At 68.6% G+C, this 19,145-nt stretch carries 8 protein-coding genes and 1 riboswitch; of the genes, 3 read left to right on the top strand and 5 right to left on the bottom strand.

Features of this window, described 5'->3' with window-relative positions:
* Window positions 1-63: 63 nt before the first annotated feature.
* Together proA and LOS8367_RS16755 are read left to right on the top strand one after the other, a co-directional pair.
* The gene (gene proA, locus LOS8367_RS16760; protein ID WP_085897696.1) at window positions 64-5,214 is read left to right on the top strand and encodes an anti-phage protein ProA; all 5,151 of its coding nucleotides are present in this window, start codon (window positions 64-66) and stop codon (window positions 5,212-5,214) included.
* 179 nt (window positions 5,215-5,393) lie between these two features.
* Complete coding sequence (locus LOS8367_RS16755; RefSeq protein ID WP_085897720.1) at window positions 5,394-6,368, top strand: DMT family transporter; 975 nt, start codon at window positions 5,394-5,396, stop codon at window positions 6,366-6,368.
* 111 nt (window positions 6,369-6,479) lie between these two features.
* Here LOS8367_RS16755 and thiC read toward each other — a convergent pair whose 3' ends face one another.
* The 5 genes from thiC to LOS8367_RS16730 form a co-directional block, all read right to left on the bottom strand.
* A complete protein-coding gene (thiC, locus tag LOS8367_RS16750; RefSeq protein ID WP_085897695.1) occupies window positions 6,480-8,291 on the bottom strand; it encodes a phosphomethylpyrimidine synthase ThiC in 1,812 nt (603 codons plus the stop codon).
* 81 nt (window positions 8,292-8,372) lie between these two features.
* A riboswitch (TPP riboswitch) is annotated at window positions 8,373-8,510 on the bottom strand.
* A gap of 29 nt (window positions 8,511-8,539) precedes the next feature.
* The gene (malQ, locus tag LOS8367_RS16745) at window positions 8,540-10,354 is read right to left on the bottom strand and encodes a 4-alpha-glucanotransferase (protein WP_085897694.1); all 1,815 of its coding nucleotides are present in this window, start codon (window positions 10,352-10,354) and stop codon (window positions 8,540-8,542) included.
* Window positions 10,355-10,425: 71 nt separating this feature from the next.
* On the bottom strand, window positions 10,426-12,648 hold the full coding sequence (glgB, locus tag LOS8367_RS16740; protein WP_085897693.1) for a 1,4-alpha-glucan branching protein GlgB: 2,223 nt from the start codon (window positions 12,646-12,648) through the stop codon (window positions 10,426-10,428).
* On the bottom strand, window positions 12,645-15,926 hold the full coding sequence (gene treS, locus LOS8367_RS16735) for a maltose alpha-D-glucosyltransferase (RefSeq protein ID WP_085897692.1): 3,282 nt from the start codon (window positions 15,924-15,926) through the stop codon (window positions 12,645-12,647). The genes glgB and treS overlap by 4 nt, the downstream gene beginning before the upstream one ends.
* Window positions 15,926-17,896 carry an alpha-1,4-glucan--maltose-1-phosphate maltosyltransferase gene (locus tag LOS8367_RS16730; protein WP_242665632.1) on the bottom strand — a complete coding sequence of 657 codons (1,971 nt, stop codon included), beginning with the start codon at window positions 17,894-17,896 and terminating at the stop codon, window positions 15,926-15,928. Before LOS8367_RS16730 ends, treS begins: the two co-directional genes overlap by 1 nt.
* A gap of 400 nt (window positions 17,897-18,296) precedes the next feature.
* Between LOS8367_RS16730 and LOS8367_RS16725 the strand changes: the two genes are divergently transcribed.
* On the top strand, window positions 18,297-18,872 hold the full coding sequence (locus LOS8367_RS16725) for a L,D-transpeptidase (protein ID WP_085897690.1): 576 nt from the start codon (window positions 18,297-18,299) through the stop codon (window positions 18,870-18,872).
* Window positions 18,873-19,145 lie beyond the last annotated feature (273 nt).

Genomic DNA, 19,145 nt, shown 5'->3' with positions numbered 1-19,145 from the left:
GGCGAGGCTGTTGACGGCAAAGGGCAAATGGATTCATGTCCGCCGAAGCGCAGGAGAGAACGGATGACGAACCCCAAGATGCAGCTTCCGACCGTTTCGCCGCGCCTCACGATCGAGATCGACGCGGTGGCGCGGCTGGGTTTCGTCGCCGCGCAGGCCCGCTCGGCGGTAATCAGGAGCTTGGCGCTGCGCCATGACGGCGACGCGGCGATCAAGGGGGCGCAGCTGCATCTGTGGTCCGACCCGGCGGTGCTGCGACCACGTCAATGGCGTCTCGACCGGATCGCCCCCGGGGACCGCCTCGCGATCGGTGATCTGGCAGTGACGCTCGACGCGATGCCGCTCGCGACGCTGGAGGCGGCGGAGCCGGCGCTGCTGCGGCTGGAGCTGCGGCAGGGGGGACAGGTGCTGGCCCGCGCCGAACGCCGGGTGACGCTTCTGGCGCGCGACGAATGGGGCGGCTTGGGCGAAATGGCGCATCTGCTGCCTGCCTTCGCGCGGCCAGACGCGGCGGTCGCGGCGGGGCTGGTCGAGGGGGCGCAGGCGCTTCTGGCGCAGGCCGGGCAGGGCGATCCCGACGGCTACCGCTCCGGCGATCCGGGCCGGGCCTGGATGCAGGCGGCGGCGATCTGGTCCGCGCTTCAGGGCTGGGGCGTGCGCGGCGCGGTGGCGGGCGGCGACGTGGCCAGTCGCGGCCAGAAGCTGCGATCGGCGTCGCGGATCCGTGCCGAGCGTCTGGCGACGCCGCTGGAGGCATCGCTGCTTTTGGCGGCGGGGATGGAGGCGCTGGGGCTGAACCCGGTGCTGTCCTTCGCGCAGGGGCGGGTCTGGTGCGGCGTCTGGCTGGTCGACCGCGATTTCGGTCGTGTGGTCGAGCCCGACGCCGTGGCGCTGCGCAAGGCGATCGCCGCGCGCGAGCTGCTGATGCTCGACCCGGAGCTTTCGGGCCGTGGCATGGGCTTCGAAGCGGCGGTGGCCGGGGGGCGGGCGCTGGGCGACGAAGCGCAGGAGACGGGCTTCATCGCCGCGATCGATGTTGCGGCGGCGCGGGCGAACGGGATCATGCCGATGGCCGAGACCGGGCTCGAGCCCGCTCCGGAGACGGGGGAGGTGACGAGGCCGCCCTTGCCGCGCGCACCCGCAGCGGCCGATCTGCCGGTGGCCGAAATCGAGGAAAGTCCCGTCACCCCCGAGGGGCGGATCGAGCGCTGGCAGCGCAAGCTTCTGGACCTGTCGCTGCGCAATCGCTTGCTCAATTTCCGCGACGGGCGCGGCGCGGTGCCGTTCCTGTGCGCCGACATGGCGGCGCTGGAGGATCGTCTGGCGGGCGGCGCCACTGCCATCCCGGTGCCGATGGAAGAGGCTGAGAGCCTGTCGCCGGACGAAATAGCGCGCCGCGCGGCGCAGGCGCAGGAGCGCGGACGCCTCGCCGCGCCGCTGACGACGGCCGAGCTGCAATCGCGGCTCGTGGCGCTGCACCGGCGCGCCAAGAGCGACCTGCAGGAGGGTGGCACCAACACGCTGTTCCTTGCCGCGGGCTTCCTACGCTGGCGCCGCGAGGGCGAGGAGCGGGCCTACCGCGCGCCGTTGCTGTTGATCCCGGCGCGGCTCGACCGACGTTCGGCCAAGTCCGAGTTCCGTCTGGGCCATCTCGAGGACGAGGTGCGCGTCAACGCGACGCTGCTCGAATTCCTGCGCCGCGATTTCGCGCTGTCGGTGCCCGGTCTCGACGGCGAGCTGCCGCGCGACGACAGCGGCATCGACCTCGCGCGGATCTTCGATCTGGTGCGCCTCGCGGTGCGCGACATGCCCGGTTTCGAGGTGATCGAGGAACTGGCGCTCTCGACCTTTTCCTTCGCCAAGTTCCTGATGTGGGAGGATCTGGTCGCGCGCGAGGCGGAGCTGCGCGACAGCCCGCTGGTGCGGCACCTGCTCGACGGGCCCGAAACGGCCTATCCGCAGCCCGACCTGCCGGTGATTGCGCCGCGCGATCTCGACCGGGTGCTGGCCCCGGCCGATCTGGTGACGCCGCTGCCCGCCGACAGCAGCCAGCTCGCCGCCGTGGCGGCGGCGGCACAGGGCCGCGACTTCGTGCTCATCGGCCCGCCCGGTACCGGCAAGAGCCAGACCATCGCCAACATCATCGCGCAGGTGCTGTCGCAGGGGCGGACCGTGCTCTTCGTGGCCGAGAAGGCCGCCGCGCTCGACGTGGTGCATCGCCGTCTCGCGGGATGCGGTCTGGGCGACGCCTGCCTCGAGCTGCATTCGAGCAAGACCGACCGTGCCTCGGTGCTGGCGCAGCTTGGGCGGGGCTGGGACCGCGCGGCGGCGGGGGACGAGGCCGACTGGATCGAGGTGACCGAGGATCTGCGGCTCACCCGCGACCGACTCAACGCCTATGTCGCGGCGCTGCATCGCAAGGGACGGCAGGGCTTTTCGGTGTTCGAGGCGATCGGCCGCGTCGCGGCGGGCGTGCCGCCGCTGCGCCTCGGCTTCGCTGGGGTGGACGCGCATGACGCCGAAAGCTACGCGCGGCTGCGCGATCTCGCCGGTGATCTGGAGCGTCTCGCGCAAGTGGCCGGGCAGGGCGCGCCGCACGATCTTCTGGGCGATGTCGAATGGTCCTTCGACTGGCAGGCGCGGTTCCTCGATGCGGTGGCCGCGCTGGGCCGCGCCGCACGGGGCCTCGACCGCGCGCTGGGTGGACTGTGCGACCGGCTGGGCCTTGCCCCCGAGGCGGCGCGCATGGCGGCGCGGCGGGCGCTTTTCGCCGAGCTGACGCTGCTCGCGGACCCGCAGGCGCCGGACCTCTCCGCGCTGCCCGAGCTGCCGCTCGCCGAGCTGGAGCGCGCGGCACGGGAGCGCGCCGAGGCCGAAACGGCGATGGCGGCGGCGCGCGGACGGCTCGCGGCGGAATATCCGGAGGATGCCGACAGCCGCATCGACCTCGCGGCGCTCGATGCCGAATGGCGCGCGGCGCAGGGCGGGATCTGGCCGCTCTCGGCGCTGGCGCGGCGGCGGGTGCGCGCCGTGCTGCAAAGCCATGCGCGGGCGGGTGAGGTCGATCCCGGCCCCGATCTCGAGGCGCTGCACCGGCTTGGCCGGGCCCGCGCGGCGCGCGATGCCTCGCCGCTGGCGCATCTGCCTGCCGAGCGGATCGAACGGCTCATCGAGGCCCGGCGCAGGCTCGAGACGGCCGTGGGGGCCCTTGCGAGCGAGGGTGCCGATCCCGCGCGGCTCGGTGCGATGCGGGCCGAGCTGACCCGGCCCGGCAGCGGGCCGATCCGCGCGGCGCTGGCTGCGCTGGAGACGGCCGAAGCCGAGGTTCGGGCGGCCCGCGATGCCTATGTGGATCTCGGCGGGCTGGTGCCCGAAACCATGGCACCCGCCGAACTGGTCCAGGCGCTGGAAACGCTGGAGCGTCAGGCGGCGCGGCTGGCCGACTGGACCCGCTGGATCGCGCTGCACGGCCGGGCCGAGGCGGCGGGGCTGGGCCCGCTGGTCGAGGCGATCGAGGCGGGGCGGCTCGACCGGCCCGCGCGCGAAGCCTTCGAGGCCGCCTATGCCGATTGGTGGCTGCCGCGCGCCATGGATGCAGAACCGCTGCTGCGCGATTTCGCCCACTGGGCCCATGACGATCTCGTGGCGCGGTTCCGCATGCTCGACGACCGCGCCGCCGCACTTGCCCCCGCCGAGGCGCTGCGCCGGATCGGTGGCGACCTGCCGGCGCGCGACGCGGTGCCGCGCGCCTCGGAACTGGGCGTGCTGCGCCACCAGCTGGGGCTGAAGCGGCCATCGATGCCGATCCGGCAGCTTCTGGGGCAGATGCCCGAGAGCCTGCCGCACCTCGCGCCTTGCGTGTTGATGTCACCCTTGTCGGTGGCGCAATACCTGCCCGCCGGACAACCCGCCTTCGACGTGGTGATCTTTGACGAGGCGAGCCAGATCACCACGTGGGACGCGATCGGCGCCATCGCGCGCGGGCGGCAGGCGATCGTGGTGGGCGACCCCAAGCAGCTGCCGCCGACCAACTTCTTCGGCCGCTCCGAGGAAGAGGAGGACGAGGACGAAGACGTCTTCGCGCTGCGGGACATGCCGTCGATCCTCGACGAGGTGGCGGCCTCGGGCGTGCCGGTGCGGCGGCTCGACTGGCACTACCGCTCACGCGACGAGGCGCTGATCGCGTTTTCGAACCACTTCTACTACGATGGCGGTCTCGTCACCTTCCCGTCGCCGGGCACGGGGCGCGAGGCGATCACCCTGCACCGGGTCGACGGGCGCTATGGGCGCGGCCGGGGCCGCACCAACATCGAGGAGGCGCGCGCCGTGGTGGCGCTTATCCGTGAGCGGCTCGTGGCGGCGCTGGCGCAGCCGGAGGCGCAGCGCCACAGCATCGGCGTCATCACCTTCAACGGCGATCAGCAGGGCCTCATCCTCGACCAGCTCGACGCGATGCGCCGCGAGATGCCCGAGCTGGAATGGTTCTTTGACGAGGCGCGAGACGAGCCGCTCATCGTCAAGAACCTCGAGAACATCCAGGGCGACGAGCGCGACGTGATGCTGTTCTCGGTCACCTTCGGGCCGGATCTCGCGGGCAAGCTCTCGATGAATTTCGGCGCGCTCAACGCCGAGGGCGGGGAGCGGCGGCTCAACGTGGCGATCACCCGGGCGCGGCGCGAGCTACATGTCTTCGCCTCGCTCGGGGCCGAGCAGATCGATCTGGGCCGCAGCCGCGCCCGCGGCGTCGCCGATCTCAAGGCGTTCCTCGACTACGCCGATCGCGGCGCGATGGCGTTGCCCGCGCGCGAGACGGGCAGTCTCGGCCCGGCCGAGAACCCGTTCGAGGCGGCGGTGGCGCGCGCGCTCGAGGCTAGGGGCTGGGAGGTGCGCACGCAGATCGGGGTGTCGGGCTACCGCATCGATCTCGCGGTGGTGCATCCGGACCGGGGCGGAGCATATCTCGCGGGCGTCGAATGCGACGGGGCAAGCTATCACTCGGCGGCCACCGCACGCGACCGCGACCGGGTGCGGCAGGCGGTGCTGGAGGGCCTCGGATGGCGCATCGAGCGGGTCTGGTCGACCGACTGGTTCCGCGCGCCGGGCCACGTGGCCGAGCGTCTGGATACCCGGCTGCGCGAGGCGCTGGCCGAGGATCGGGCGCGGCGCGAGGCCGCGCGTCCGCGCCGCCTGTCTCTGCCCGCCCCGGGAGAGTGATGCGCGCCGAAGCCCTGAGGCTTGACCGGCCGGCGCGGGGTCACTAGCCCTGTGGCATGGCCGGTCACGGGGCCGACGATGGCGTCGTTCGGGCCCCCGGCCATCTCATCATTCTCGTCCCGGACGCCCGGACGGTCGCGCCCCGCCGCGAGGCGGCGCGCGCATGTTGGGAGACGCCCATGATCAGACCCCGCACAAAGAGCCCGGTCGCCCCCGCCCGCCGCACCGATCACGGGCCCGTCGGCACCGGCATCGCGTTGATGGTGGTCGCCATGGCGCTGCTGCCGGTGGGCGACACGCTGGCCAAGCTGCTCACCGGGGCAATGCCGCCCGCCGAGGTGGTGCTGTGGCGCTTCTGCTTTCAGGGCGCGACGCTGGCGGCGCTGGCGCTGCTGATGCGGGACAGGTTACGGGGCGCGATGTTCTCGCCGGTGCTGATCCTGTCGGGGCTGTGCTCGGTCGTCACCATGACCGGTCTCGTCGGCGCCTTCGCGGTGATGCCGATCGCCACCGCCATCGCGATCTTCTTCGTGGAGCCGCTGATCCTCGTGCTGCTGGCCGCGCCGCTTTTGGGCGAGAAGGTCGGGCCCCGCCGCTACGCCGCCGTCGCGGTGGGGTTCGTGGGCGCGCTGGTGGTGATCCGCCCGGGCTTCGAAGGCTTCACCCCGGCGGCGCTCCTGCCGCTGATGGCGGCGACCGGCTACGCGCTCAACGCGGTGATCCTTCGCAGTGCCTCGGCTTCGCGCTCGGCGCTCACCATCCAGACCGGGGCCACGCTCTACGCGGCGCTGATCGCGCTCGCGCTGTTCGGGATGATGACGCTGGCGGGCGGGCCGGGCTTCACCGCGCCCGCCGCACCCGGCTGGGTCTGGAAGGTGCTGCCACTGGCCGGGCTGATCTCGGCAGCGACCTTCCTGCTGATCGCCGAGGCGTTTCGCCGCTCCGAGGCGGGGCTTCTGGCGCCGTTCCAGTATCTCGAGATCGTCGGTGCGGTGCTGCTCGGCTATCTGGTGTTCGGCGACCTGCCGGATATCGCCACTGCGGTCGGCACCGCGATCATCCTCGGCTCCGGCGGCTATGTGGTGCATCGCGAGAGGGCCGCCGCCCGAGGGGACCGGACCCGTGCCGAAGGGCTCGTCGCGCCGCAGGGCTGAGCATGAACGGCGGGCCCGGGGCCATGCCCCCGCCCGCCGTTCACTTCACTGGCCAACCGATCAATCGGAAAACGCGTCAGCGACGCTGATCCGCGCCGGTCCCGCGTGCCTTCAGGCTTCGGTCTCGGGTAGGTAGAGCGCGCCGCCCTCGCGGAACTTCTCGGCCATCTTCGCCATGCCCTCTTTCTGGGCCTCGGACCGGATGTCGTGGCTGATCCGCATGGAACAGAACTTGGGCCCGCACATCGAGCAGAAATGTGCCGTTTTGTGGGCTTCCTTGGGGAGCGTCTCGTCATGCATGGAGCGCGCCGTGTCGGGGTCGAGCGCGAGGTTGAACTGGTCTTCCCAGCGGAACTCGAAGCGGGCACGGCTCAGCGCGTCGTCGCGGACCTGCGCGCCCGGATGCCCCTTGGCGAGATCGGCGGCGTGCGCCGCGATCTTGTAGGTGATGACGCCGGTCTTCACGTCGTCGCGGTCGGGCAGGCCCAGATGCTCCTTGGGCGTGACGTAGCACAGCATCGCGCAGCCGAACCAGCCGATCATCGCCGCGCCGATGCCGCTCGTGATGTGGTCGTAGCCCGGCGCGATGTCGGTGGTGAGGGGCCCCAGCGTGTAGAAGGGCGCCTCGTCGCAGCAGGCCAGCTGCTTGTCCATGTTCTCCTTGATCTTGTGCATGGCGACGTGGCCGGGGCCCTCGATCATCACCTGGCAGTCATGTTTCCACGCGATCTGCGTCAACTCGCCCAGCGTCTCCAGCTCTGCGAACTGCGCCGCGTCGTTGGCGTCGGCGATCGAGCCCGGGCGCAGCCCGTCGCCCAGCGAGAACGACACGTCGTAGCGGCGGCAGATCTCGCAGATCTCCTCGAAATGCTCGTAGAGAAAGCTTTCGCGGTGATGGTGCAGGCACCACTTGGCCATGATCGAGCCGCCCCGGCTGACGATGCCGGTGACCCGGTCAATGGTGAGCGGCACGTGATGCAGGCGCAGGCCCGCATGGATGGTGAAGTAGTCCACCCCCTGTTCGGCCTGCTCGATCAGCGTGTCGCGGAACACCTCCCATGTCAGGTCCTCGGCGATGCCGCCGACCTTCTCCAGCGCCTGATAGAGCGGCACCGTGCCGATCGGCACCGGGGAATTGCGCAGGATCCAGTCGCGGATGTCGTGGATGTCCCGGCCCGTCGAGAGGTCCATCACCGTGTCGGCGCCCCAGCGCGTGGCCCAGACCATCTTCTCGACTTCCTCATCCATCGAGGAGGTGACCGCCGAATTGCCGATATTGGCGTTGATCTTCACGAGGAAGTTGCGGCCGATGATCATCGGCTCAAGCTCGGGATGGTTGACGTTGGCGGGGATGATGGCGCGGCCCCGCGCGATCTCCTCGCGCACGAATTCGGGCGTCACGTGATCGGGGATCGCGGCGCCGAAGCTCTCCCCGTCGCGCGGCCGGGCCAGCGCCGCGTCGCGGCCCATGTTCTCGCGGATCGCGACGAATTCCATCTCGGGCGTGACGATGCCCGCGCGGGCATAGGCGAGCTGGGTGACGGCGCGGTCGCCCGTCGCGCGGCGCGGCGCATGGGCGCGCGGGAAGGGGCGCAGCTTGCCGCTGGCCTCGTCTCGTCCGTTGTCCTCGGGGCGGGTTGCGCGGCCCAAGTAGGTTTCGGTATCGCCGCGCGCGGCGATCCACGCCTCGCGGTGACGGGGCAGGCCCGCGGCGGTGTCAATCGCGGCCTCGGGATCGGTATAGGGGCCCGAGCTGTCATAGACCCGGACATCCGGCTCGCCGGCGCTGGGGTGCAGGGCGATCTCGCGCATCGGCACGCGGATCTCGGGGTGCAGGGTTCCGGCCTTCCAGACCTTGCGCGAGGCGGGCAGCGCGCCGGTGGTGACCTTGGGCAATTCGGGCGGGGTGGTGTTGATCGTCATGCGGCGTCCTTGCGTCGGCGGTGACGATCCAGAACGACAGCGGGGGTGGAAGGGCGGCGATGGAGCGGGAATCCCCCCGAAGCCAGCGGCCGCGCACCGTCCCTACGCCAGTATGAACTGGATCAGGTTCGAAGGGTCTGCGCGCGCGTGGGCCACCTCTCATGGCGACCTCGCCCAGCGATATCTCAGCCCCTTGCCGGGGCCCCCCTGGTGAAGTGCGGCCACCCTGCCGCCGGGTCAGTCGGCTGTCAAGCGTCGCGCCGACGCTCGCGCCGCATCATCGAGGTCACGGCACGAAAGTCGGGATGGGTAGCGATCCGCGACAGGTCGATCGGCGCGCGTGGGCGCCAGTTCGGATAGTCGTCCACCGTGCCGGGCATGTTGGTCGGCGCCTGCGGTCCGACCATGTCGGCCAGCCGAACACCGACCAGCGCGGCGCGGCTGCGCGCGAGGTAGCGATAGGCCGCGACCAGCACCTCGCGCGGCATCTCCTTCTGGCGCGGCAGCCGCCCGCGCAACGCGCCGGCGCGGCGCATCGCGTCGAGCAGGGCGCGGCGTTCGCGGGCGCGCCCCTTCTCATGCGCGTCGCTGTCCTCTTCGCCGACGAGGCCGAGCTTGCGGCGCAGCGCGATGTCCTCACCGGCCCACCAGCGCTCCAGCACTGGCAGGTCGTGGGTCGAAAGGCAGGCCAGCGCGGTGGGGCTGTACTCCTGCGGCGCCCGGAAGCGGTCGTCCTCCTTTTCGAAATAGAGGATCGAATAGGACAGGATGTTGGCCGCCTGCATCGCCTCGCGAAAGCCGGGCGGCACGAAGCCCAGATCCTCGCCGATCACCACGGCGTTCTGGGCGCGGCTTTGCTGCGCCAGCACCCGCAGCAGGTCGGAGAAGGGGTATCGCAGATGCGCCCCGGCGCTGGCGGGCTCGCCCTCGGGGATCAGGAAAAGCTGCCACAGCGCCATCGCGTGGTCGATCCTGAGCGCGCCGGCATGGGCAAGCTGCGCGCCGATCATGTCGCGGAACGGCGCGAAATCGAGCTTGCGCAGCGTGCCCGGGTTGAAGGCGGACAGGCCCCAATACTGGCCCTCGGCGGCAAAGACGTCCGGCGGCGCACCGACCGCGAGACCGGTCATCTGCACCTCGCCGCCGCTCCAGCTGGCCGAGCCGTCGGGCGCCTCGCCCACCGCGAGATCGAGATAGAGCCCGATGCGCATGCCCGCTTCGAGCGCGCAGGCCTGCGCTTCGTCGAGCTGGCGCGTCGCGCGCCATTGCAGCCATAGATGGAAGCGGATCTCCTCCGCATTCCTGTCGGCGAAAGCCGCGACCTCGGGGCTGTCCGCGTCCCTGAGCGCCTCGGGCCAGCCCTTCCAGCCCGAGCCGTGGCCCTCGGCCACCATCGCCAGCGACAGCGCCTCGAACAGCGCGTGACGGCGCAGCGGCTCGGCGCCCCGTTTCACGAAATCCTCGAAATCCGCCTCGTCGTCATCGAAGGGCTGCCGGTCGAAGGCCGCGCGCAGCGCTTTCAGCTTGGCGGGCACCACCGCGTCGTAATCCACCAGATCGCCCGCGCGCAGCGCCTCGCCGTCGAGATCCCCCGCCTCGTGCCCCGGCAGGTCGTCGAGCGCGATATAGACCGGGTTGAGGAAGCTGCGGGTCGAGGGGAAGAAGGGGCTGCGGCGGTCGGGATCGCCGAGGAACAGCGCATGCAGCGGGTTCACCCCGAGGAAATCCGCCCCGGCGCGCCCGGCGATCCGCGCCATCTCCGCAAGATCGCGGAAATCGCCGATGCCGTGATTGCGGGCCGAGCGCAGCTCGTAGAGCTGGCAGAATATGCCCCAGCTCGGGGCGCGGTCGAGCCAGTCGGGAAAATGACAGATACCGTCCTCGGGCACCTGCATCTCCTGCGGCGCGGCGGGTCCCTCAGGCGCGCCGTCGGGATCGACGCCGATCTTGCGCAGGATCAGCCGCAGCGTCGCCTCGGGAACGGGGCGGCTGCCCTCGCCATGCGGGTCGTCATATTCGGTGGTGATCCCGTGATGGCGGCACAGATCGGCGAGGTCGGTCATGCGGGCTCCATGATGGGGCCGGGCAGGTGCGCCCGGCCCGTGAGGGAAAGCGGGCCCATGGGCCCGTCGTGTCAGCGGTCGGGAACGAGGATGATTGTCGCCAGTGGCGGCAGGGTCAGCGCCAGCGACACCGAACGGCCATGGCACTCCTCCTGTCGGCAGGCGATCCTGCCCGAATTGCCGACGCCGGAACCACCGTAGATTTCGGCATCCGTGTTCAGAAGCTCGGTCCAGTCGCCGCCCTCGGGCACGCCGATCCGGTAATCCTCGCGCACAACTGGGGTCATGTTGGAGATGATCAGCGCCGGGCGTGTGCCGCTATCAGCCTTGCGCAGGAAGGCGAATATCGAGCGTTCATTGTCGCCACCATCGACCCATTCGAAGCCCGCCGGGTCGCAATCGAGCGCATGCAGCGCCGGCTCGTCGCGATAGAGGCGGTTGAGATCGCGCACGAGGTTCTGCGCGCCCTTGTGCTTCTCGTCCTCGAGCAGGTGCCAGTCGAGCGATACGTCGTGGTTCCACTCGCGCTCCTGCCCGAATTCGCAGCCCATGAACAAAAGCTTCTTGCCCGGATGGGTCCACATGAAGCCCAGGTAAGCGCGCAGGTTCGCGAATTTCTGCCAGCGGTCGCCGGGCATCTTGTTCAGCAGAGAGCCCTTGCCATGCACCACCTCGTCATGGCTGATCGGCAGCACGAAATTCTCGGACCACGCATAGTGGATCGAGAAGGTCATCTGGTGGTGGTTGTACTTGCGGTAGACCGGGTCGTTCTGGATGTAGCTCAGGCTGTCATGCATCCAGCCCATGTTCCACTTGAAGTCGAAGCCCAAGCCCCCCTGGTCGACCGGACGGCTGACGCCCGGAAAGGCGGTGCTTTCCTCGGCGATGGTGGCGGCGCCGGGGGTTCGGAGCTGAACCTGGTGGTTGGTGCCCTTGAGGAACTCGATCGCGTCGAGGTTCTCGCGCCCGCCATACTGGTTCGGGATCCATTCGCCATCATTGCGCGAGTAGTCGAGGTAGAGCATCGAGGCCACCGCATCCACGCGCAGCGCGTCGATGTGGTACTTGTCGAGCCAGAAGGTGCCCGAGCAGCGCAGGAAGTTCGCCACCTCGTTGCGCCCGAAATTGTAGATCAGCGTGTTCCAGTCCTGATGGAAGCCCTGCCGCGGATCGGCATGCTCGTAGAGCGCGGTGCCGTCGAAATTGGCGAGGCCATGCGCGTCGGTCGGAAAATGCGCGGGCACCCAGTCGACGATGACGCCGATCCCGGCCTGGTGCAGCCGGTCGACCATCGCCGCGAACTGCTCGGGCGTGCCGTAGCGCGAGGTCGGCGCGAACAGGCCCACCGGCTGGTAACCCCACGAGCCGGTAAAGGGATGCTCGGAGACCGGCATGAACTCCACATGGGTGAAGTTCATGTCCTGCAGGTAATCGACCAGCAGCCCGCCGATCGTGTCGTAATCGAGGATCTCGCCCTCGGCGCCGCGGCGCCACGAGCCGAGATGCACCTCGTAGATCGAAACCGGCTTATCATGCAGCGTACCCTTGGAACGGCTCTCCATCCACGCGGCGTCCTGCCACTCGTGGCGGTGCATGCCATGGACGATCGAACCGGTGGAGGGCGGCTGCTCCTGCCGGAATGACATCGGGTCCGCCTTGAGCGGTTGCAGGTCGCCATGCGCGCCGACGATCTCGAACTTGTAGAGATCGCCCACCGCGAGGTTGGGCACGAACAGCTCCCACAGCCCGGCGCCGAAGCGGCGGCGCAGCGGATGGCGGCGGCCGTCCCAAGCGTTGAAATGGCCGACCACGCTGACCCGGCGGGCATTGGGCGCCCAGACCGCGAAGCTCACACCCTCGACGCCCTCATGGGTCACGGGATGCGCGCCGAGCCGTTTCCAGATCTCCTCGTGACGGCCCTCGGCGACGAGGTACTCGTCCATCTCGCCCAGCACCGGGGTAAAGCGGTAGGGGTCGTCGCGCTCCCATTCGTGGCTGCCAGCCTTCATGCGCAGCCGGTAGGGGGTGCCGAAGTCGAAGCCGCCGGGCATCTGGCCCCAGAACACGCCCTCGGGGTTGATCCGGCTCAGCGGCGCGATCTCCGACCCTTCGGGAGTGATCGCCACCACCTCGGCGGCGTCGGGCGCGAAGACGGTGAGCCCCATCACGCCCTCCTTGGTCTTGTGCGGCCCGAGGAGTTCGAAGGGATCTCCCATGCGGCCGCGGATGATGGCTTCGATCCGCGTGGCGTCGGGGGCCGATGCGGGCAGGGTGTCGCTCGCGTGGGTCGTCATTGGGTATCCTCTTCGTCGATCAGGTCGAGCAGGCCGCTCAGCGGAATGTCCACCCATGCCGGGCGACTGGCAAGCTCGTAGCCCACTTCGTAGACCGCTTTCTGGATCAGGAAGAGATCCAGAAGCGCGGCCGCGAAGCGTTCGTCGTCGGGATGCGCCGGGTTTTCGCTGGCCACCGCCTTGTACTCGGCCATGAAGTCGCGTCGCGCTTCATCATGCCAGTTCCGGATCAGCTCGTCGGCCTCGGCGCCGTCGGTACCAGAGCTTTCGGCCCAGCGCAGCGCAGATTGCGCGGCGTAGTCGAGCGAGCGCAGCATGCCGGCCACGTCGCGCAGCGCAAGGGACTTGGCGCGGCGCTCGTCCAGCGTCCGCCGGGGTTCGCCCTCGAAGTCGATGATCACCACGTCGTTCTGGGCCATCAGCACCTGGCCGAGATGGTAGTCGCCATGGATGCGGCTGCGCGCGCCCGAGGGCTGCATCCGCGACACCGCGTCGATCCTCGAAATCAGCACGTCGCGCCGATCGAGGATCTGGCGGGCATGGTCGGCTGCCCGCTCGGGCAGGTCGGACAGGCCCTTGAGCCGGTCGAGCATCGCCACGGTCTCGGCCCGGACCTCGTCGCAGAGCGCGGCGAGATCCGCGCTGGTGAGCGGCTCGATCGCGAAGGCCGGGTCATCGGTCGGATGCGCCAGCGCCCGGTGCATCTCGGCGGTGCGGCGGCCCAAAGTGCCGGCGATGCCGAGCACCGGCTGGTAGGGTGGTGCCTCGTCCTCGTTGCCCGTGGCCGCGTCCTGCACGTAGCGGTCGAGCGCGTTGGTGAGCGCGCCCCAAGCGTCGCCCTGGTTGGCGACATAGGCGAAGGCGGCACCCAGCGAGGTGGCCTCGCCCCCTTCGGGGCGCAGCGCGATCTCACCCAGGAAGGCCGGGGTGTGATCGAAGCCCGCGACATCGGTGAGGAAACGCGCCACCTCTATATCCGGCTGCAACCCGGCGCGAAGGCGACGGTAGACCTTGAGGATCACCTTGTCGCCGAAGGCCACGGTGGCGTTGGACTGCTCGACATTGAGCAGCCGCGGTTCGCCCGGGTCCTCGATCTCGGCCATCGCCGCGCTGGGCGAAAAGACCAGTCGGCCACGCGGCGTGTCGGTCTCATAGCCGTCGCGCAGCGCGACCAGCATCTCGCCCATCAGGGTTTCGTCCACCGTGCCGTCGATCAGCCCGCCGACGCGCGGGCCGCGACGCAGCTTGGCCATGGTGTAGCCCAACGTCGAGGAGCCGAAGGACACGCTGTCCTCGCCCCAGACCGCCGCGAGCGGCAGCAGGTAATGCTGCGTCTCGCCGCCCACCTCCACATCGATGAGACCCAGCGCGCCGTTGTGGCCGATCTCGGCCAGAGGCTCGATCGCGACGCGGGAAATGCGGGCGTCCTTGGCCGCGAACCAGCGCTGGAGCGGCAGGAACTTGGGCAGCACGTCGGTGCCCAGAAGCCGCCCGTCGCGTCCCGAGATCGCCGAGGACACACGTCCGTCGCGGGTGGTCAGCGTCACGAATTCCGGCAGGATCTGCTGCGGTGCCTGATGCCAGGACGGCGTCTGATCCTCGTCGGCGAGCAGGAACCAGTAGAAGCCGTAGGAGGGCAGGGTGATCAGATAGGGCAGGGCGCCGATCGGCGGAAAGGCCGAATGCCCGGTCAGCTCGATCGGCACGCGGCCCTGATAGCCCGACAGGTCGATCTCGACCGCCTGGGCGGCGCGGCCGAGATTGGCCACGCAAAGCACCGCCTCGCCCTCGTGCTCGCGGATATAGGCGAGCACCCGGCGATTGGATGGATAGAGCAGCTTCATCTCGCCACGACCGAAGACCGTGTGGTTCGAGCGCACCTGCACCATGCGGCGCATCCAGTTCAAAAGCGAGGAGGGGTCCTTGGACTGGCTTTCGACGTTGAGCGCCTGATAGCCGTAGATCGAATCCTGGATCGTCGGAAGATAGAGCCGCTGCGGATCGGCGCGGGAGAAGCCCGCATTGCGGTCGGGCGACCACTGCATCGGCGTGCGCACGCCGTCGCGGTCCCCGAGATAGATGTTGTCGCCCATGCCGATCTCGTCGCCGTAATAGAGGATCGGCGTGCCGGGCATCGACATCAGCAGCGAATTCAAGAGCTCGATCTTGCGCCGGTCGTTCTGCATCAGCGGCGCGAGACGGCGGCGGATGCCCATGTTGATCCGCGCGCGCTTGTCGCTGGCATAGGTGTTCCAGAGGTAATCCCGCTCCTTGTCGGTCACCATCTCGAGCGTCAGCTCGTCATGGTTGCGCAGGAAGATCGCCCATTGGCAGTCCTCCGGGATTTCCGGCGTCTGGCGAATGATGTCGGTGATCGGATGCCGGTCCTCCTGCGCCACCGCCATGTACATGCGCGGCATCAGTGGAAAATGGAATCCCATGTGGCATTCGTCGCCATCGCCGAAATAGGGGCGAGTGTCCTCGGGCCACTGGTTGGCCTCGGCCAGAAGCATCTTGTCCGGGTAATGCGCGTCGAGATCGGCGCGGATCGCCTTCAACACGTCATGCGTCTCGGGCAGGTTCTCGTTGTTGGTGCCGTCGCGCTCCACGAGGTAGGGGATCGCATCGAGCCTGAGCCCGTCGACGCCCATGTCGAGCCAGAAATGCATGACCCGCAGCACCTCTTTCAGAACTTCGGGATTGTCGAAGTTCAGGTCGGGCTGGTGGCTGAAGAAGCGGTGCCAGTAATACTGTCCCGCGACCGGGTCCCAGGTCCAGTTCGACGGCTCGGTGTCATTGAAGATGATCCGCGTCTCGGGCCATTTGCCGTCATCGTCGGACCAGACGTAGAAATCGCGCTCCGGGCTGCCGATGGGGGCGTTGCGCGCCCGCTGAAACCATTCGTGCTGGTCCGAGGTGTGGTTGATCACCAGCTCGGTAATCACCCGCAGTCCCCGGCGATGCGCCTCCTCCACGAAGGCGCGGAACTCGTCCATGTTGCCGTATTGCGGGTTGATCTCGGTGTATTCCTGGATGTCGTAGCCATCGTCGCGCAGCGGCGAGGGGTAGAAAGGCAGCAGCCAGATCGCCGTCGCGCCCAACTCCTGCACATGGTCGAGCCGGCTCATCAGGCCGGCGAAATCGCCCATGCCGTCGCCATTGCTGTCCTGGTAGGCCTTGACGTGAAGCTGGTAGATGACCGCGTCCTTGTACCAGTCGCGCTGGCTGTTATCGATCGCGTCCGCCTCGGCTGCGGGGGCCATGCTCTGGTCTTCCATCAATCTCTCGCTCCTCCCGGCGGGATCAGCCGCCAGATCGCATAGGGCCGGGTCTCGGGGTCGAGCGTCAGCCGGTGTTCCTTGCCGTGCCAGGTAAAGTGGTTGCCGTGGATCGCGTCCTGCACCTCGATCGAGGCCTCGTCTGGCAGGCCAAAGCGCCACAGCGGCAGGTCGAAGGAGAATTCCCGCCCCGCATGCGGGTCGAGCAGCACGTGGAACAGCAGGTAGTTCTCGGTCGCCGGGTCGAAGCGGCCGTAATAGAGCACCGCCCCGTCATGCGCGTCGAAAAACTCCAGATTGGTGAAGTCACGCATCGCGGCATGCTTGCGGCGGATGCCGTTCAGGAGCCGGATGTCGTCCTTGATGTGCCCCTCGCGGTCGAAATCCCAGTCGCGGATCTCGTACTTCTCGCTGTCGAGATACTCCTCCTTGCCGGGGATCGGCGTGGCCTCGCAGATCTCGTAGCCGCTGTAGACGCCGTAATTTCCGGCGAGCGTCGCGGCGAGAGCGAGGCGGATGCGATGCCCGGCGCGGCCCGATGTCTGCAGGAAATACGGGTTGATGTCGGGCGTGTTGACGAAGAAATTCGGCCGCATGTAGTGGCGGCACTCTTCGCTCGTCAGCTCGGTCAGATACTCGGTCAGCTCGGCCTTTGTGTTGCGCCAGGTGAAGTAGCTGTAGGACTGGTTGTAGCCCAGCTTGGCGAGGCGCTTCATCATCTTGGGCCGGGTGAAGGCCTCGGACAGGAACACCGCGCCGGGATGCTTGGCCCGCACCTCGTCGATCACCCATTCCCAGAACGGGAAGGGCTTGGTGTGCGGGTTGTCGACCCGGAAGCACAGCACGCCATGATCTGCCCAGTAGAGGAACATGTCGCGCACCGCCTCCCAGTAGGGGGCGTTGGGGCTGCCATCCTCGAGGTAATAGCGGAAGTTGACGATGTCCTCGTACTTCTTGGGCGGGTTCTCGGCATAGGCGATAGAGCCGTCGGGGCGCCATTCGAACCAGTCGGGATGCTCCTTGATCCACGGGTGATCGGGCGAGGCATTGAGGGCGATGTCCAGCGCGATCTCCAGCCCGTGGCCGCGCGCCGCCTCGACCAGCGCGTCGAAATCCTCGATCGTGCCGAGTTCGGGATGGATCGCGGTGTGGCCGCCCTCGTCCGAGCCGATCGCATAGGGGCTGCCGACATCATCGGGCCCCGGCGTCAGCGTGTTGTTGCGGCCCTTGCGGTTGGTGCGGCCGATCGGGTGGATCGGCGTGAAATAGAGCACATCGAAGCCCAGATCGCGCACATAGGGCAGCCGGTCGATCACGTCCCGGAACGTGCCGTGGCGCAGCCCCGGCGCGGCCGAACGCGGGAACAACTCGTACCAGGCCGAGAAGGCCGCGATCTCGCGGTCGGCGAAGACCGCCAGATCCCGGTCGAAACGGGTCAGGCAGTAGCGCCGCCCGGCCCGGGTCATCAGCGCCAGCGTGTCCTCGTTCATCAGGATGTCGAGGCGCTCCTCGGTGCTGCCGTGATTGGTGGCATGGACCACGCTTTCGAGCGCCGCGCGGCCTTCGCCCTCCGGCGCGTGATCGCGCGAGGCTGCGACAAGCCGATGACCGATCTCGGCCTCGACATCGACGTTCAATGCGGCCGCCACCTTCTTCGAGGTATCCTTGCGCCAGGTGAGGAAATCATCGCGCCAGGCGATCAGCGTATAACGGTAGAGCGCGTTCTCCGGCGGGGTAAAACTGCCTTCCCAGCGGTCGTTCTCGAGAAACCGCATCGGCGTCTCGTGGACCTCCTGCGCGCCCTGCCGCCACCACAAGAGCGCGGCCCGGACGCTGTCATGCCCCTCGCCGAAGATGTCGGCGCGCACGGTGAAGGGGCGGCCGGCCACGCATTTGGCGGCAAACCTTCCGCCATCGATCTCTGGATCGACACCCTCGATGCAAATGCGCGAGCTGGCCAGTATCTCCATCTCGCGGGCGCTGTCCCCGACAGCGCGGCCCGTATTGCCCGGGCGCAGCTCGTCGTCATACATGAACCAAGGTCCCTCCGCTTGGCTGTTTGTAGGAGCCCAACCGCGCCACGTCGCGCCGGTTCCGGTCTGTAAAGCCTCTAGGTGCATAATGACCTCCAGGAGGCGTTTTGCGGCCCCGCGATCCCGAATGGCTTGGTATCGCTCGCAGTTTGCTGCCGATCACCGCGCGGCACCGGCGCTGACGCGAGGGTGATGGCCGCGCGGTTGTCAACAGGGGGCGGCCCGTGCCAGATCAAGGTCAAACGCGGCGTTGTCGAAACGTCGCGATGCTCGAATTTTCACATGGTCGCAGGAACCTCCCTCATTCCTGCCGATTTTCTCTGCGGAGGCACTGAACATGATCGACAGACGATACTTTCTCGCGGCGGGCGCCGCGCTCGGCATCTTCGGCACTCGCGCCGTGGCGCATGAGGGCGACGCGGCGGCCCAACTTCCCGAGAAATACATGCCGCGCATGGTTCCCATCCCGGCAAGCATGAACCCGGGCGAGATCCACGTGGACCCGAACCGCTTCGCGCTCTACTGGACCCAGCCCGGCGGGCAGGCGATGCGCTATTCCGTTGGGGTGGGGCGCGAAGGTCTGTATGAGACCGGCGTGTTCCGCATCGGCGCCAAGAAGGAATGGCCGAGCTGGACGCCGACGCCAGACATGATCGAGCGCGAGCCCGAGAAGTACAAGCAGTACGAGGACGGCATGGAGGGCGGCCCGGACAACCCGCTCGGCGCCCGCGCGCTCTATCTCTTCGACGGCACGCGCGACACCTTCCTGCGGATTCACGGCACCAACGCGCCCTCGACCATCGGCACCGCCGTGTCGAACGGCTGCGCCCGCCTGGTCAATGACCACATCATCGCCCTCTACCCGGAGGTGCCGATGGAGACCAAGGTGTTCCTCTATCCCAAGCTCGCTTGAGCCCTGAGGCGACAGGAATGGACGTGATGCACGCCCCGGCCCCAAAGGCCGGGGCGTTCGCATGAGAGGGGGTAGGGGAGGGCGGACAAAAAAATCTCGAGAAGGCGAAAAAACCGCTTGCGGGTCTCCGTCCCTATCCGTAGAAGGCCCCTCACCGGCGGCGCAGAGATGCAGCGTCGGTGGGAAATTCCGAAGGGGACTGGGCGGCGCGCCGGAAGTTAGGGCGCGGTTGTTTGGTTTTCTTCTCGCTCTTTGACATCGCAGATATCTGAA

The sequence above is a fragment of the Limimaricola soesokkakensis genome, assembly GCF_900172345.1.
GTDB classification, from domain to species: domain Bacteria; phylum Pseudomonadota; class Alphaproteobacteria; order Rhodobacterales; family Rhodobacteraceae; genus Limimaricola; species Limimaricola soesokkakensis.
Note: the sequence above shows the minus strand (reverse complement) of the source record. Positions and strands in the feature narration are given on the sequence as shown.